General features: G+C 66.8%; 16 protein-coding genes and 1 pseudogene. 11 read left to right on the top strand and 6 right to left on the bottom strand.

Annotated elements, in window-relative coordinates:
• Window positions 1–131 precede the first annotated feature (131 nt).
• The 3 genes from QOI01_RS04700 to QOI01_RS04690 all read left to right on the top strand — a co-directional run bounded on the left by QOI01_RS04700 (window position 132) and on the right by QOI01_RS04690 (window position 3,161).
• On the top strand, window positions 132–779 hold the full coding sequence (locus QOI01_RS04700) for a TetR/AcrR family transcriptional regulator (protein WP_526379029.1): 648 nt from the start codon (window positions 132–134) through the stop codon (window positions 777–779).
• A gap of 96 nt (window positions 780–875) precedes the next feature.
• Window positions 876–1,733, top strand: a complete 858-nt coding sequence (locus QOI01_RS04695) for a shikimate dehydrogenase family protein (protein WP_526379027.1) — start codon at window positions 876–878, stop codon at window positions 1,731–1,733.
• A 72-nt stretch (window positions 1,734–1,805) separates the two neighbouring features.
• Window positions 1,806–3,161 (top strand): MFS transporter, encoded by a 1,356-nt coding sequence (locus QOI01_RS04690; protein ID WP_526379026.1) that lies wholly within the window; start codon window positions 1,806–1,808, stop codon window positions 3,159–3,161.
• A gap of 25 nt (window positions 3,162–3,186) precedes the next feature.
• Here QOI01_RS04690 and QOI01_RS04685 read toward each other — a convergent pair whose 3' ends face one another.
• On the bottom strand, window positions 3,187–3,678 hold the full coding sequence (locus QOI01_RS04685; RefSeq protein WP_526379025.1) for a nitroreductase/quinone reductase family protein: 492 nt from the start codon (window positions 3,676–3,678) through the stop codon (window positions 3,187–3,189).
• A 20-nt stretch (window positions 3,679–3,698) separates the two neighbouring features.
• Complete coding sequence (locus QOI01_RS04680; protein ID WP_526379024.1) at window positions 3,699–3,887, bottom strand: DUF3159 domain-containing protein; 189 nt, start codon at window positions 3,885–3,887, stop codon at window positions 3,699–3,701.
• A gap of 69 nt (window positions 3,888–3,956) precedes the next feature.
• Between QOI01_RS04680 and QOI01_RS04675 the strand changes: the two genes are divergently transcribed.
• Complete coding sequence (locus QOI01_RS04675; RefSeq protein WP_526379023.1) at window positions 3,957–4,997, top strand: CobW family GTP-binding protein; 1,041 nt, start codon at window positions 3,957–3,959, stop codon at window positions 4,995–4,997.
• On the opposite strand, the gene QOI01_RS04670 is transcribed toward QOI01_RS04675, so the two are convergent.
• The 3 genes from QOI01_RS04670 to QOI01_RS04660 all read right to left on the bottom strand — a co-directional run bounded on the left by QOI01_RS04670 (window position 4,987) and on the right by QOI01_RS04660 (window position 8,858).
• The gene (locus QOI01_RS04670) at window positions 4,987–5,886 is read right to left on the bottom strand and encodes an endonuclease/exonuclease/phosphatase family protein (protein ID WP_526379022.1); all 900 of its coding nucleotides are present in this window, start codon (window positions 5,884–5,886) and stop codon (window positions 4,987–4,989) included. The two genes, QOI01_RS04675 and QOI01_RS04670, sit on opposite strands and share 11 nt — an antisense overlap.
• On the bottom strand, window positions 5,883–7,070 hold the full coding sequence (locus QOI01_RS04665) for a metallophosphoesterase (RefSeq protein ID WP_526379021.1): 1,188 nt from the start codon (window positions 7,068–7,070) through the stop codon (window positions 5,883–5,885). The genes QOI01_RS04670 and QOI01_RS04665 overlap by 4 nt, the downstream gene beginning before the upstream one ends.
• 99 nt (window positions 7,071–7,169) lie before the next feature.
• Window positions 7,170–8,858, bottom strand: coding sequence for a BCCT family transporter (locus QOI01_RS04660; RefSeq protein WP_526379028.1), 1,689 nt, complete (start codon window positions 8,856–8,858; stop codon window positions 7,170–7,172).
• Between the two features lie 298 nt (window positions 8,859–9,156).
• Here QOI01_RS04660 and QOI01_RS04655 point away from each other — a divergent pair, with 298 nt between their 5' ends.
• The 5 genes from QOI01_RS04655 (at window position 9,157) to QOI01_RS04635 (ending at window position 13,506) form a co-directional block, all read left to right on the top strand.
• Window positions 9,157–9,801, top strand: coding sequence for a TetR/AcrR family transcriptional regulator (locus QOI01_RS04655; protein WP_526379020.1), 645 nt, complete (start codon window positions 9,157–9,159; stop codon window positions 9,799–9,801).
• A 94-nt stretch (window positions 9,802–9,895) separates the two neighbouring features.
• A complete protein-coding gene (locus tag QOI01_RS04650) occupies window positions 9,896–10,576 on the top strand; it encodes a FadR/GntR family transcriptional regulator (protein ID WP_526379019.1) in 681 nt (226 codons plus the stop codon).
• A 113-nt stretch (window positions 10,577–10,689) separates the two neighbouring features.
• A complete protein-coding gene (locus QOI01_RS04645; RefSeq protein ID WP_526379018.1) occupies window positions 10,690–12,126 on the top strand; it encodes an MFS transporter in 1,437 nt (478 codons plus the stop codon).
• Complete coding sequence (locus QOI01_RS04640) at window positions 12,123–13,058, top strand: dihydrodipicolinate synthase family protein (protein ID WP_526379017.1); 936 nt, start codon at window positions 12,123–12,125, stop codon at window positions 13,056–13,058. The genes QOI01_RS04645 and QOI01_RS04640 overlap by 4 nt, the downstream gene beginning before the upstream one ends.
• Before the next feature lie 31 nt (window positions 13,059–13,089).
• A complete protein-coding gene (locus QOI01_RS04635; RefSeq protein WP_526379016.1) occupies window positions 13,090–13,506 on the top strand; it encodes a nuclear transport factor 2 family protein in 417 nt (138 codons plus the stop codon).
• On the opposite strand, the gene QOI01_RS04630 is transcribed toward QOI01_RS04635, so the two are convergent.
• Window positions 13,491–15,179 (bottom strand): alpha-keto acid decarboxylase family protein, encoded by a 1,689-nt coding sequence (locus QOI01_RS04630; RefSeq protein WP_526379015.1) that lies wholly within the window; start codon window positions 15,177–15,179, stop codon window positions 13,491–13,493. The genes QOI01_RS04635 and QOI01_RS04630 overlap by 16 nt on opposite strands.
• 236 nt (window positions 15,180–15,415) lie before the next feature.
• Here QOI01_RS04630 and QOI01_RS04625 point away from each other — a divergent pair, with 236 nt between their 5' ends.
• Both QOI01_RS04625 and QOI01_RS04620 read left to right on the top strand, forming a co-directional pair.
• Window positions 15,416–15,610: a hypothetical protein gene (locus QOI01_RS04625; RefSeq protein WP_526379014.1), complete on the top strand. Its 195-nt coding sequence runs from the start codon at window positions 15,416–15,418 to the stop codon at window positions 15,608–15,610.
• Between the two features lie 18 nt (window positions 15,611–15,628).
• Window positions 15,629–15,940: pseudogene (locus tag QOI01_RS04620) on the top strand (DUF222 domain-containing protein); the annotation flags it as partial.
• Window positions 15,941–15,948: the final 8 nt, after the last annotated feature.

The raw sequence follows: 15,948 nt of genomic DNA, 5'->3' as shown, positions 1-15,948 counted from the left end.
ACCCGCTGATGGACACGGTCGCAATGGACGTCTTCATGGTGTGCCTCCAATCACAATCCAATGTACTAAACGGTTAATACATTCGGAAGCCCGATGAGGAAGTTCGGCCGGCTCTGCGCAGTAAGCTGCCGATCGTGACCGCCCCCGAGCCAAGACGGGAACTGCAGCGCGATGCCGAGCGCACCCGCGCCGAGGTGCTGTCCGTCGCCACGGAGGTCTTCGCCGAGTCCGGCTACTCGGGTGCCCGCGTCGATGAGATCGCGCAGCGCACCCGCACGACGAAGCGGATGATCTACTACTACTTCGGCGGCAAGGAGCAGCTGTACCTGGCCGTCCTCGAGAACGCCTACCGCGGCATTCGCGAGGCCGAGCAGAAGCTGCAGGTCGACCATGTGGACCCCGTCGTGGCGATGCGCAGGCTCGCCGAGCTGACCTTCGATCACCACCTCGACCACCAGGCCTTCATCAGGCTGGTATCGATCGAGAACATCCACCGCGGCGAGTACATCGGCCGGCTCGACTCACTGCGCACGCTGTCGCAGCCTGCTACTTCGCTGCTGGACGAGATCCTCGAGCGCGGTCGCGAACAGGGCGCCTTCCGGTGCGACGTCGACGCACTCGACGTTCACATCGTCATCAGCTCCTACTGCGTCTTCCAGGTCGCAAACCGGCACACCTTCGGTTTCCTGTTCGGGGTCGACTTCACCGAGCTCTCGCAACGCGCACACCTGCGCCGGATGATCGGCGACGTCGTCGTCGGCTGGCTCACCACTCCCTGATCGAGACCCCGCCCACCCATGGGGGTTGACGAGACGCGCGCCACACTGGTCTACTTCTTGAACGTACTAGTTCGTACATTAAGGAAGCAAAGCACCGTGGCGATCAACCCAATCCTCGTCGGCCTCGTCGGCACCGGCGTGGGGCCCTCCCTCACCCCGGCGCTGCACATGGCCGAGGGCCGGGCGCACGATCTGGACTACCTCTACCGCACCATCGACCTCCGCGAGATCGGGGTCGCGCCCGAGCGGATCGGTGAGGTCCTCACCTGGGCTCGCGCCCTCGGCTTCAACGCGCTGAACGTCACCCACCCCTGCAAGCGCCTGGTCATCCCCAACCTCGACGCGGTCGACGACGCCGCCGCCGCCCTCGGCGCGGTCAACACCGTCGTCTTCGACGGGGCGCGGACGGTCGGCTACAACACCGACGCACCTGGCTTCGCGACCGGATTCGCCGAGGGACTCCCTAGCGCAGCGACCAGCAACGTGGTGCTGCTCGGTGCCGGCGGCGCAGGGGCCGCGGTCGGCCATGCACTACTCGAGCTGGGAGCCGACCACCTCACCGTCGTCGACCTGGACGTCGATCGCGCCACCGCGCTCGCCGGAGAACTGTCGGCCCGCCATCCAGAAGCCCGGATTGACGCCTCGGCCTTCGACAAGCTGACCGTCCTGCTTCCCCATGCGGACGGCGTCGTGCACTGCACGCCCACCGGCATGGCCGAGCACCCAGGTCTTCCGTTCGACGAGAGTCTTCTGCACGCGGCGCTGTGGGTCGCCGACATCGTCTACCGACCGCTGGACACCGCGCTGCTGACCGCGGCCCGCCGCGTCGGCTGCCGCACGCTCGACGGCGGGCACATGGCCGTGCACCAGGCCACCACTGCCTTCCAGCTGATCACCGGCCTCGTACCGGACGCCGCCAGGATGTCGCGGCACTTCCGAAGGCTCGTCGAGTGAATCGCACCGCGGTCCCATGGTTCGAAATCCCGCCCAACGATCCCGAAGTCGCAGGAAACTAGGAGGAGTCCGATGACCGCAATCCACCAGAATCCGGCCGGGGGTGCGTCTCCGGACGGTCCCGCGCGAACTCCGAGGCGGGCCGCGCTGGCCAGCTTCATGGGAAGTGCGGTCGAGTACTACGACTTCTTCCTGTTCGGGCAGGCCGCGGCGCTCATCTTCCCCAGGGTGTTCTTCCCGTCCGGCAGCGAGGGCGCGCTGGTGATGTCGTTCGCGACGTTCGGTGTCGCGTATTTCGCCCGACCTGTCGGCGCCTTCGTGCTCGGACACTTCGGAGACCGGATCGGCCGCCAACGCGTGCTGATGTTCACGATCGTCCTGATGGGCATTTCGACTTTCGCCATCGGCTGTCTGCCGACGTTCGCCACCGCCGGCTACCTGGGCCTCGGCCTGCTGGTGCTGTGCCGACTGCTGCAGGGCTTCTCCGCAGCTGGCGAGCAGGCCGGTGCCAGCTCGTTGACGCTCGAGCATGCGCCCGATCACCAGCGGGCGTTCTATACGTCATGGACGCTGACGGGGACACAGGGCGGGCTGATCCTGGCGTCGCTGGTGCTCATCCCGTTCGTGTCCTTGTCCGATGAAGCCGAGCTGTCGTGGGGTTGGCGAGTTCCGTTCTGGCTCAGCGCAATCGTCGTCCTGGTGGCCTACTTCATCCGTCGCAAGCTGCACGAGACGCCTGAGTTCGAAGAGGCGAAGGCCGCGGGCACCATCGCGCGGGTGCCGCTGAAGCCGCTGCTTCGTCACCACTGGCGCGACGTGCTACGCGTCATCGTCTGCGCGTTCATCGCCGCGGTGTCGACGGTCTTCGGCACCCTCGCGATCGCCTACGGCAAGAAGGTCGGGCTACCGGCCGACATCACGCTGTGGCTGGTGGTCGTGGCCAACGTCGTCGCACTCGGGTCCCAGCCCCTGTTCGGCATGCTCGCCGACCGCATCGGTCGCAAGCCGGTGTTCATCTACGGTGCGCTGTCCTCGGCTGCGCTGATGCCCTTCTACATGCTGTCGATGAGCAACGACGACCACACGTTGACGTTCGTGCTCGCAGTGGCGACCTTCGCCCTCGGCTACGGCGCCGCGAACGCCGTGTGGCCGTCCTTCTACAACGAGATGTTCAGCACCGAGGTGCGCTTCTCCGGCGTGGCGATCGGCACCCAGCTCGGGTTCCTGCTGGCAGGTTTCGCACCGACGATCGTCACCGCGCTCGGCGGCGTCCGAGAAGGCGGCTGGGTGGTCATCAGCATCTTCACGGCCGTGGTCTGCGTGATCGCCGCCGCGTCGGCGCTGACCGCCCGCGAGACCAAGGACGTCCCCACGGTCCTGCTCGGCAAGAAGACGCCGGACTCGGCCAAGGACCTGGTGCACCACTAGCTCGCTCATCCGCGACGTGGGCGCGTCACTCGGGCGTGAAGACGTCGATCGAGCGCACGGGCTTCAACATCACCAGCGGAATGTGACGCTCCGTCGACAACTGATAGCCGAGGTAGGGCGGGAACAGGTGCGTCATGTAGGCCCACACCTGGTGCCGCTCTTCGGTTTCGGGCTCGCGCCAGGTGGCCTCGAACGCCTGGGTGGCGATCTGGACGTCGATGGTCTCGCTGTGCCGGATGTTCAGGTACCACTCCGGATGGGTGTCAGCGCCTCCCTTGGACGCGACGATGACGATCTCACCGCCGGTGTTGCCGTAGATCAACGGCTTGACGTAGACCTTGCCCGAGTTGCGCCCCACGACCTTGATCAAGCAGTGGGTCGTCACCGCGTGACCGCCGACGGAGCTGAGGTCCAGGATGTGTCCCTTGGCGCCGCCGGAGCTGAGATAGGTCTCGAGGTGCTCCTTGGCCCAGTCATCTCTGGCCGCTCGAATCGATGCGGCGTCCGCGTCGCTCATGGATCGTTCCTTCCGCTCGGTTAGTCAACCGCCTCGGCCGTACGTGGCAGGACACGAATGGCGGTCCTGATGGCCAAGTAGATCAGCGACGAGGTCAGCAGGAAGACGGGCCACCCCATCGCGATGCGCGCGGCGGCCAGCAACCCCGCCCGATCGGTGTCGTACAGGTAGTACTGCACCACGAAGCGCGCCCACGACACCAGCGTCACCCGATCGAGCGTACGGACTCGGCCGCCCACCCGGCGTCGAGCCTTCGCCGGTGGCCCTACACTCCTCGGGTGCGGGCAATACCGGTCATCGCGTTGACCGGGTACCTCGGCGCAGGCAAGACGAGCCTGCTGAACCACGTGCTGCAAGCTCCTGGTGCGCGGATCGGCGTCGTCATCAACGACTTTGGTGAGATCAACGTCGATGCCGCCCTGGTGACGGGCCAGGTCGACGAACCGGTGTCGATCACGGGCGGCTGCGTCTGCTGCCTGCCCGACGATGGCGGGTTGGATGACGCGCTGGATAAGCTCACGGACCCGCGCCTGGCGCTGGACGTCATCATCGTCGAGGCGAGTGGACTGGCCGACCCCGTCGCGGTGTCCCGGCTGATCCGCTTCAGCGGAGTCGAACGGGTGCGGCCGGGCGGCGTCGTCGACGTCATCGACGCGGCCACGCACTTCGACATGGTCGACCGGGGCGGCATCCCGCCGGCCCGGTACGGGGCGGCATCGCTCGTCGTGGTCAACAAGCTCGACCAGATCCCCGAGAAGAACCGTGCCGCCGAGATGGACCGCATCGAATCCCGCGTGCGCGAACGCAATCCGCATGCGCACGTGGTCGGCACGACCGGCGCCAGGATCGACCCGACACTGCTGTACGACGTGTCCGACGCCGACGAGGGCTCGGGACAGCTCTCCTTTCGAGAACTGCTGCTCGATGCGGCGACGACCACAGCCACCGACGCACACCCCGAACACCACGACCACGTCCACGCCGCCTCCGTCACGTCGACCAGCGACGGATGCATCGACCCCGGCGCACTGCTCGATCTGCTCGAAGAACCCCCAGCCGGGGTGTATCGGCTCAAGGGCACCGTCGCGGTCCGCTACCGCGGACGAGTGCGCAGCTACGTCGTCAACGTGGTCGGCACGTCGATTCACCTCGCGACCGCGCCACCGACGGCACGTGCCAACTGTCTGGTGGCGATCGGCACCCAGTTCGACGTCGACCACACCCGCACCCTGGTGGCGGCTGCGTTGCGCCCGCACGACGGCATCGTCGCGGCCGCGGGCATCCGGCGCCTGCAGCGGTACCGGCGACTCAGCTTCTGAAGGCCCGCCATCCTGGCCAGAGGCCGTGATGCCGTGCGGTTTCCGCGGATGCACCCCGCCTGCGTTCCAGGTGGCACTGCACCCCGAAGTGATCGGACGGGTACACCCGCGGCAGTGCACTCGAGATCGGTTCCGTCCCCAGGAGGTCGATGCTGGCGCCCTCCCAAGAGTCGCTCTTGAGAAGCACGCGGTCGAATCGAACGTGTCGGTGCTTGTTCTTGCTGTCGAACCGCATCAGGTTGATGGTCGTGTCCTCGGTGAAGCCGTCGTCGTGTGGCCGCAGCACCGGCCAGAGATCGCGGTAGGGTGCGCCGATCGATCCGTTCTCGGCATCGCGCATGTTGAAATCACCGAGGACGACAGCGGATTCAACGCTTCGCAGAGTGCGGAAGATGCGTCCCAGCTGCCGTGCGCGCAACCGTGACGCCGCCTTTCCGCTTTCCAGGTGGACGGCGACGACTACCACGGGCCGACCGTTGACGGCGAACTCGGCCACCAGGAATCCGCGTGCAAGGTGGGTTGGCAGCCGGGTGTAGGTGACTCGGTTGACGGGCAGCCGGGACAGCATCAACAGGCCGTAGTTGCCGACACCGTCACCGGTCACCTCGGCCCGGTGGTATCGCTCGCGAATCCACGGTTGGCCGAGGAAGACGGCCAGCGCAGTCGGCGTGACTTCCTGAAATACCATGACGTCAGGCATGTTTCGGGACAGCAGCTCGGCGATCACACGGTAACGCTGCTCCGCGTGACATTCGTTGAACCAGATGTTGAACGTCGCCAGGGTCAGCCGGTCGCGTTGCACCGCACCGGCGGCATCGACGTCGTCGGTCCAGCGGTTCGTTGCCGCGTCGAAGGTCCCGACGGGGACGCTGCGACGACGGCGCCTCACGCCCGTCGCAGCGTCAGCAACGTGATCTCGCTGGGTGCGAACACGCGCAACGGCGGACCCCAGAAACCGGTGCCGCGACTGGTGTAGAGCTGCGTGCGCTCGCCGTGGCTACTCAGTCCTTGGACCACCGGCTGGTCGAGCCTGACCAGGAAGTTGAACGGCCAGATCTGCCCACCGTGGGTGTGCCCGGAGATCTGCAGGTCCACCCCGGCGTCGACCGCTTTGCGGACCTGCTTGGGCTGATGGGCCAGAAGCAGCACCGGCAGATCGGGATCGGCGGACGCCAACGCCGCCCCGAGGTCCGCGCCGTGCCCGTCGAGTCCGGAGCCCATGGCGGTGGCGTCGTCGACGCCCGCGACGACGAGCCGGTCGCCACTGCGTTCGACGACGAGGTGCCTGTTGTGCAGCACATCCCAGCCGATGCCGGCCATGTAGTCGAGCCAGCTCTGCGCCTCGCCGTAGTACTCGTGGTTGCCGGTGACGTACACGCGGGCGAGCCTGCCCCGCATCGCAGCGAGTGGCGCGGCCTGGGCCTCGCGCACCGCCACCGTGCCGTCCGCGATGTCGCCGACGTGGCACACGATGTCGGCGTCCAGCTCGTTCACGCGGTCCTTCACTGCCGCGGACCACCGGCTGCGGTCGATCGGCCCGTAATGGGTGTCGGTGATCATGGCGACGCGCAGGCCGTCCAGCCCACCGCCGAGCCGGGGGATGACGACGTCGACGTGTCGGGTCCGCGGTACCCGCATCGCTTCGGAGTAGCCCCACGCGAGCAAGGCGAGCACGACGACCACGACGGCGGCCGCCACGACACGCGACCGCGTCGGATCGCCGACGCCGGACACCAGCAACCCCAGCCTCAAAAGCTGGCCAAGCACCGACCAGAAGAACAGCACCCAGGCCACACCGAGCAGGGCGTCGGCGGTGACGGCTGCCCAGTCCGGCCGCCGGCCACCGCGGCCGAGAAACATCAACGCGGGCAGTCCGACGAACGCCACCGCGAACACCAGCGTCCCGACGACCACGACGGCCGTCGGCCAGTGCGTGCCCGCCGCGAGCAGCGTCCACCACGGCACGCCGAGCAGGATCAGGGTGATGACGAACACCGGAACGAGGCGCAGCCACCGGCGACGCGACCGCGTCTGCTCCGCGGGTTCGACCTCGACCGACTGGGGGTCTGACATCGCGAAACGCCTCGATTCGTGTGCTCGGGATTACCGCGAGGGTACCTGCGGGCGGAGGTCCGCCCCCTGGCCCGAGCTCACGCCCACCCCGCTGCCGGCTCAGGCGCCGGGATCCTTCTCGACCGCGATGACGAAGTCGTCCCCGTGCTCGACGACGCCTGCGATCACGGCATCGTCGACCGCCTCGGCGGCGTAGCGCTGCCGAATCATCATGGGGTCCTTGCGAAGGTCCTTCACCAGTGCGACCGAGAGGCCGACCATCACGAGGACGAACGGCAGCGCGGCCAGGATGGTCAACGACTGAAGACCGGTCAGGGCATCGTCGCCACCGACCAGCAGCATCACTGCGGCCACCGCGCCGGTCGCAGCGCCCCAGAACACCACCGTGGGCCGCGAGGGCTCTATCGCCCCGCGCTCCGACAGCGAGCCCATCACGATCGACGCCGCGTCCGCACCGGAGACGAAGAAGATCGCGACCAGCACGATCACCAGGATGCTGGCGACCGTGGCGAACGGGAACTGATCCAGCAGCGTGAACAGCTGGCCCTCGGTGGTTCCCTCGCCTGCTAGGTCGACGCCGCCCTGCTGGATGCTGATCGCGGCGCCGCCGAAGACCGCGAACCAGATCAGCGACACCACGCTGGGCACCAGGAGCACACCGGTGACGAACTGGCGGATCGTGCGGCCCCGCGAGATGCGGGCGATGAACATCCCGACGAACGGGGTCCACGACAGCCACCATGCCCAGTAGAAGACCGTCCAGCTCTGCAGCCAGGCGTCGACGTTGGCGCCCTCGGCGCCCGTGCGCGCCGACATCATCGCCATGTCCTGCACGTAGCTGCCCAACGCGGTGGGGATGACGTTGAGGATGAAGACCGTCGGCCCGACGATGAAGACGAACAGCGCCAGGATCAGCGCCAGGATCATGTTGACGTTGGACAGCCACTGAATTCCCTTGGCGACGCCCGACACCGCCGAGAAGATGAACGCGATCGTCAGCACCACGATGATGCCGATCAGCACCGCATTGCCTGCGGTGCCGATGCCCGCGACGATGTTCAGGCCGCTGCGGATCTGCAGGGCGCCGAGGCCGAGCGACGCAGCCGACCCGAACAGCGTGGCGAAGATCGCCAGCATGTCGATGATCTTGCCCAGCGGCCCGTTCGCCCGGTCGCCGATCAGCGGCTCGAAGGCCGCGCTGATCAGTTGCAGGCGGCCCTTGCGGTACACGCCGTAGGCGATCGCGAGACCGACGACGGCGTAGATCGCCCACGGGTGCAGGGTCCAGTGGAACAGGGTCGTGGCCATGGCGGTCTGCATGGCTTCCGTGTTGCCCGCCGGGCCGGTCCCCGGCGGCGGCGTGACCAGATGCGAGAGCGGTTCGGCGACGCCGTAGAACATCAGGCCGATACCCATCCCGGCGCTGAACATCATGGCGATCCACGACACGGTTCGGAACTCGGGTTCCTCGTCGTCGCGCCCAAGCGGGATGGCGCCGAAGCGGCTCAACGCCAACCACAGCACGAAGATCACGAACGCCGAGGACGTCACCACGAAGAGCCAACCGGTGTTCTCCATGGTCCACGTCAACGCGGAGCCCGACACGCTGCTCAGGGACGGCGTACTGACGAAGCCCCAGACCAGGAAGCCGACGGCGATGACGGCGGTCACGCCGAACACCACCCAGTCGATGCCGCGTCGGCGTGACTGCGCGGACTCGTCGACCGTGACGTCAAGGGCGGGGTGTGGAATGACCGCACCCGACGGCGACCGCAGCGCTCCCACCACCCGGCGCCGCTTCCGCGGTTCGGCCGGCGTGAGCGGCTGTTCGGTGTCAGGTTTGGCTTCAGTGGTCACAGCGGCAGCCTTCCCTCAACTGACGGCGGGTGGACAACACACAACTACCTCGCAGGGGGCTCGTCAAACGGGGGCGAGAAGTCGTGACCGCCGTTGCGCGGCGTTGTCCGCGAACTCCGTTCGGCGCCAGGTCAATTCGCGGCAGGCGCCCGAGACGGGTCGCCCACCCCGTTCTATGGGGGGCTTCGCCGAAGACGTTAGCCTGGCTAATGTCGACTACAGTCGCGGCGTGGCAAACGTTGCTGACCCGCCGAACACGACATTGCGAGAGCGCAAGGCCCAACGCACCCATGCCGAGTTGATCGACGCTGCCGTGAAACTGTGCCTGAGCGTCGGCGACGAGAATGCGACCATCGAACTGATCGCTGCCGCGGCCGACGTCTCGCCACGGACGTTCAGCCGTTACTTCTCCACCAAGGATGCGGTGTTCCTGGCCCTTCTCGACGCCGTGTCCGACGACGTCGTCGCCGAGGTGAGTGAGCAGTCCGAGCACCTCGGTCCGCTGGAGGCGATGCGGGCCGCGCACGTGGCGGTGTTCAACCGCGTCGCCGACCGACCCTACGGCCAGCCGTCGGCCGACCAGGTGACTCTGATGCTGCGGGTGATCAACTCCTCCGATGTGTTGCGCAAGAAGGCGATTGAGTACCGCAATCCCCGCGTGATGAAGATACTTGCCGATCGGGCAGGGGTGCCGTTGGACGATCGGCTGCTCGAGCTCGCGAGGACTCTGTTCAACGTCACCGTGGTCACCGCGCGCGCAAATCTGGTCGCCGAGACGGAGCCCGCACTCCTCGGTCCGCGCGTCATGGCGCAGCGGCTCGAGGAGGCGTTCGCTCAGCTCGCCGAGATGGCCGTCGATCTCAAAGGTTCCTGACCGACGCGGAACCTGACCATCGTCGAGCGGGGTAACCTACCTGATATCCGAAAAGTTGGTCGCGGTCGCGGCCGCCTGCGTCGATGGAGCACAGATGCGAGCGTTGCTGTCACACGAAACCGGCGATGCCATCCGTGCCTTCATCGTCGACAAGCGACTCAAGCCGGGAGACCCGCTGCCCTCGGAGGCTGAGCTGGCTGCTCTGCTCGACGTTGGGAAGACCTCGGTCCGCGAGGGACTCCGCCGCCTCGAGGCGCACGGCGTGGTGGAGGTCCGCCGCGGCAAGGGACTGTTCGTCGGCACCTTCAGCTTCGGTCCGTTGATCGAGCAGCTGCCCTATGGCCTGCAGGCCGACAGGGTTCCGCTTCTTCATCTGCTTCAAGCGCGCCGAGCGCTCGAGGAGGGCTTGATCACCGAGGTCGCCAAGGTCATCACCGACGGTGACCTGTTGCTGCTCGACGAACTCGTCGACCAGATGCGGGCCCGCGCCGAACATGGCCGGGTGCCCGCCGACGTCGACCATGCCTTTCATCAGGCGCTGTTCGAACCCCTCGGCAATCCCTTCGTGCTGCAACTGATCGACGTGTTCTGGACGATCTTCCGAAAGGGCGCCGACCACGCCGACCACGCCGTGCTCGATCTGCGCCGCCCGACCGCCGAAGACCACGCCGCGATAGTCGATGCCCTGCGGTCTGGCGACCGTGCAGCGATGACCAGCGCAGTGGCCCGGCACTTCGAGGATCTGCAGCGCAGTCTCGAAATCAACCCGGCGTAGCCACTCGCCGGCGGTCCATGACGGACCCGCCGGGGTATTGATGTGATGTGTGTCATGTTGTAGGGTCCGGATATCCGCTCTCACATATCCGATATCTGATCTGAGGTGCCGGCATGGCCACATCACCGCAATCACCGCACGAAACAGACGAACACGAATCGTTGACACGAACTCAGTGGAAACAGTTCTGGGCCGCCTGGATCGGCTATCTGCTCGACGGCTTCGACTTCATCCTCATCACCCTGGTGCTCACCGAGTTGGCAGACGAGTTCGATCTCAGCCTGGTCCAGGCCGCCACCCTCGTCAGCGCCGCCTTCGTCTCGCGGTGGTTCGGCGGACTGCTACTGGGGGCCGTCGCCGACCGCTTCGGCCGCAAGGGCGCCATGGTCATCAGCGTTTTGTGCTTCGCAGGCGGCAGCTTCTTGTGCGGTCTCTCCTGGGGCTATTGGTCGATGTTCATCTTCCGGGCGATCGTCGGCATCGGCATGGCCGGCGAGTACGCCAGCAGCGTCACCTATGCGATGGAGTCGTGGCCCCAGCGCTTCCGCAACCGGGCCAGCGGCGCCCTGTTGTCCGCCTATCCGATCGGTGTGGTGCTCGCCAGCCAGCTGTACCCGTTGGTGGTCCCCCACCTCGGATGGCGATGGATGTTCTTCATCGGACTGCTGCCCGCAGCGGTCGCGCTGTGGATGCGTCGAGCCTTGCCCGAGGCAACGGAATGGGAGGAAAACGTCCAGCGCGGCGCCCTCAGGGAAAACACCGCGATGCAGCTGTTGTTCAATCCGCAACGGCGAGTGGCCAACATCGTGATCTCCGCGGTCGCCGCCATCGATCTGGTCGTGATCTTCAGCCGGACCATCACCGGCCCTTGGGTTTTCGCGCTGGCCTTGATCGCGGCCGCCTGCTTCGTCGCACTCGCCAAGCAGCTCGCCGCGGACAAGACTGCCATGTTCGTGATGCTGATCCTCACCGTCCTGACCGCCTTCCTCTACTCCTGGCCACTGCAGTCGCTGCTGCCCACGTACCTGAAGACCGAGTTGCACTTCGATCCGGCCCAGGTTGCGCATGTCCTGCTATGGGCAGGACTCGGCTACGCCGCGGGGTCGGTGACGTCGGGCATCGTCGCGGACAGATTGGGAACTCGCCGAACCTACGTGCTCGGGTTGTTGATATCCCTGCTGTTCGTCGTCCCGGTCTTCGCCTTGAGCAGCGATCAGATCGTGTGGCTGTGGGTGCTGCTGTTCGGCCTGCAGTTCTTCAGCCAAGGCATCTCCGGACTGCTGCCGAAGTTCGTGTCCGACCATCTTCCGGTCAACGTGCGTGCCAGCGGCCTGGGCTTCTGCTACAACGTCGGTGCGCTGGGCGGGGCCATCGCCCCGATCATGGGCGCATCGATCGCATCCACCCTCGGGCTAGGAACCACGCTGACCGTACTCACGCTCGGCTTCACCGTCCTGGTCGCGATCCTGGTCGGGTTCGACGTTCCGAATCTGATCGGCCGCAGCGCCTCGGACCCCGGTGTGACCGACGACATGGGAGCTTCCCAATGACCGCCGACGACGGCTCGCTAGGTGGGCTCATCCCACCGCTCACCACGCCCTTGACCCCGGACGGCGAGGTCGACGAATCATCGCTGGAACGGCTGTGCGCGTTCTTGATCACGGCCGGTGTCGACGGCCTCTTCGTCGGAGGTTCCTCGGGCGAGGCCGCGTTACTGTCGGACGCCCAGCGCTACCTGGCGATCGAGGTGGCTGCGAGCGTTGCCGCGGGACAGGTGCCCGTCGTGGCCGGCGCGATCGACACCGGCACCGCCCGAGTGATCGATCACGCTCAGGCGGCGGCCAAGCGCGGTGCGGCCGCGGTCGTGTCGACGGGGCCGTTCTACGTCGCACCCCACCCGGACGAGGTCGTGCGCCACTTTCAATTGTTGCGGGACTCCGTCGACGTCCCGGTGATCGCCTACGACATTCCCGGCGCCACCCACACGAGACTCCCCCGCGCTGCCGTCGAACAACTGGCAACAGCGGGAACCATTGCGGGTCTAAAGGATTCGAGTGGTGACCTCACCGCCTTTCGTCAGATCCTGGCGTCGACCGCGGCCACCGGACTACGGGTGTTCACCGGATCTGAGACTGTCGCCGACCTTGCCCTGCAGCTCGGTGCGCACGGCCAGGTACCGGGACTTAGCAACGTCGACCCCGATGGCTACGTCCGTCTCGGCCGCGCGGCCGATGCGTGCGACTGGGTTGCTGCCGCCGCAGAACAGGAGCGGTTGCTGCGGGTGTTCGCCATCGTCGACGTGGCGGACCGTGCCCGGATCGGCTTCACCGCAGGCGCGTTGGGTGCATTCAAGGCTGCGCAGTACCTACGCGGAATGATCGCCACGCCTCGCTGCGCGGACCCGCTGCTGCCGCTGACCATCGCCGAGATCGATGCGATCCGGGCCATTCTGGTCGCCGAGGGCATTCCCGTCGAACGGTGATCCCCTCCGTCGTTCGGATTAGGCTCGCCACATGTCGGAAACCGATGCATCCTCTGCCCTGCGAGCCGCAGCCGACCTCGTCGCCGCATTCGGCTCGCACGACACCCGGCGGTACTTCGACGCGTTCGCGCCGGAGGCGACGTTCCTGTTCCACGCCGAACCGGCGTTGGTTCCGAACCGCGCTGCGTACGAGGCGATGTGGGCCGACTGGGAGCGCGACGGCTTCCGGGTGCTCTCGTGTCGGTCTGTCGAGCCTCGGGTAGACCTCGTCACCGACGACGTGGCCGTGTTCACCCATGGCGTGCGCACCCGGTTGGCGGGCGTGGAGGATGAACAGCGCGAGCGCGAGACGATCATCTTCCGCCGTGACCCCGAGGGGCGCTGGCTCGGCGTCCACGAACACCTCTCCCTGGACGCCCCCGACGAGCTGGCTCAGACCGCGGTCTGAACCGCGTTCGCCGACGCTGCGGAATGGGCGAGGTCGGCGAGGACCGGCGGCAGATCCATCCTCGGAACGACGGCTTCGATGAGCACCAGCTCATCGCGGTGCGCAGCCGCCTCCGAGAGCGCATCGTCGAGTTCCCCCTGATTCCCGGCGCGGAAGGACAGGTGCTCGCCTGCGCCGAGCGCATGCAAGACGTCCAGCCACTTCCACTCGACGATATCGTTGTAGTAGGCATCCTCGCCGTGAATGGCACGTTCGATCGTGTACCCGCCGTTGTTGACGAGGACGATGACGGCGGGGATGTTCTCCCTTGCCAGGCAACCCAGTTCCGAGACCGTGAGCTGAGCGGCCCCGTCACCGATGAGGAGTACCGGACGCCGGTCGGGATGGGCCAAGCCGGCCCCCAGGGTGGCGGGCAGGGTGTAGCCGATCGACGCCCACAGGGGTTGACCGATGAACGTGACGCCCGATGGCAGCCGGTGTTCTGCCATCCCGTAGAAGGAAGTCCCTTGGTCGGCCAGGACGACGTTGCCCGGCGCCAGCGCACCGGCGATGCTGTCCCACAACGACTTCTGAGTGAGGGGCTCGTCGCGGTCGGGTGGCGTCGGGGCGCCTCCCGCAGCGGCCGCTGGGGCCGGGGTCGACCGGACCCCACGGCGTTGCAGTATCGAGGTCAGGGCCTGCAGGGCGGCCCTCATGTCCAGGGGCGCGAATACCCGTCCGGCGACCACACTCTGGTAGGGACCGACGTCGATGGTGCGCGACGCGTCGATGGTCTGGCTGAAGAAGCCGCTCACCAGGTCGGTGAACTGCACGCCGGCCGTGACCAGGACTGGGGCGTCCTCGATCCCTCTGCGCACCGCCTCGGGACTGCCAGAGCCAGAGTAGATGCCGAGAAAGTTCGGCGAGCTCTCGTCGACGAGGCTCTTCCCCCACATCAGGGTCGCGTACGGGATGACGTCCGCGCTCAGCAACGCCTCGAGTTCGGGCACCGCCTGCAACCGGTGCACGAGCAGGTCGGCGAGCACCGTCAACTGATGTGTGCCGATGAGATCGACGGCCGCGTCGGTGAACAACGACAACGCTCGCGGGCTGGTGTTGTCGGCGTACCGTGGCAGCGGCGCCGACGGGGGCTCGACGGGAAACTCTGCGACGTCGGTGGCGAGCAGCAGATAGCCCGGCCGCTTCTGCTCACGCACCTCGGACAGCACCCGGTCGATCTCGCGGGTCGCAGTGGCTGGTACCAGATTCGCTTGCGCGCAAGTAATTTCACGTGCCATCCGCAGGAAGCGCTCGAAGTCGCCGTCACCGAGTGAATGATGGACGACCCGCCGGGCGACCTGGGTGTCCTTCGAAGGGGCGCCGACTACGTGGACCACCGGGACGTGCTCGGCGTAGCTGCCTGCGATCGCGTTGGCCGCGGACAGTTCACCGACGCCGAAGGTGGTGATGAGCGCTGACATGCCCCGCAAGCGGCCGTAGCCGTCGGCCGCGTACCCGGCGTTGAGTTCGTTGGCGTTGCCGACCCAGCGGATGCGGTCGTGGGCGACGACGTGATCGAGCAACTGCAGGTTGAAGTCGCCCGGCACGCCGAACACCTCGGTGACGCCGAGTTCAGCAAGCCGATCCAGCAGATAGTCGCCGACGGTATAGCCCGATTCGTATGCAGCCTCCATCACACCAGTGTCTCCTGCTTCGTTGCGGATGCGCCAATGCGCCAGCGGGAGATCAAACACCGCTAAGGAGGCCATCGAATGATGAGGCTGGCTCGGGGATCTCTCCGGGGAATGCAGTTTGAATTGCCCGCCTAATGAGCGACTTCTGGGCCAATCCAATTCCCTTGCATCACTTCGGTTTCAGACGTCACAAACCCGGGGTTTCTTGTCGGTGGGTCGAACTAGTGTTTCGATGCATGAGTTCGGGTTCCGTCCACGATCGCGAGCAGATCGCCGCGGCGGTCGACGGTTTCCTGACGGCCGTCGACACGCTGGCCGAGGTGTCCTTCGACGCCCTGACCCCGCCCGAACTCCTGCACGTCCTCGACAAGATGGAAACCGTGTCGTGGAGAACACCGACCGTCGCTCATCGCCTCATCGCCGGTCTGTAAGGTGAAGCCTCCCCGGTCGAGTTGGGTGCGAAGTCGTGGAAGGCCGTGCTGAGCACGCGGTTGCGGATCTCGGCCAAGGACGCCAACCGCCGCCTGGCCGAAGCCGAGGAGCTGGGACCGCGCACCGCACTCAACGGTGAACCGTTGCCGCCGGTACTCGCGGAGGTCGCCGCCGCCCAAGCCGCCGGGGCGATCGGGCCCGAGCACGTCGCGGTGATCCGCAACTTCTTCGACACACTGCCGCACTGGGTCGACCCCACCACCCGCGCACGAGCCGAAACCACCCTGACCCGGATCGGGGCCGGATTCGGGCCCGACGCACTGCGCTAGGGCGCCGC

Origin of the sequence: Mycobacterium sp. (assembly GCF_032162605.1) — a bacterium.
Lineage (GTDB): Bacteria > Actinomycetota > Actinomycetes > Mycobacteriales > Mycobacteriaceae > Mycobacterium.
Note: the sequence above shows the minus strand (reverse complement) of the source record. Positions and strands in the feature narration are given on the sequence as shown.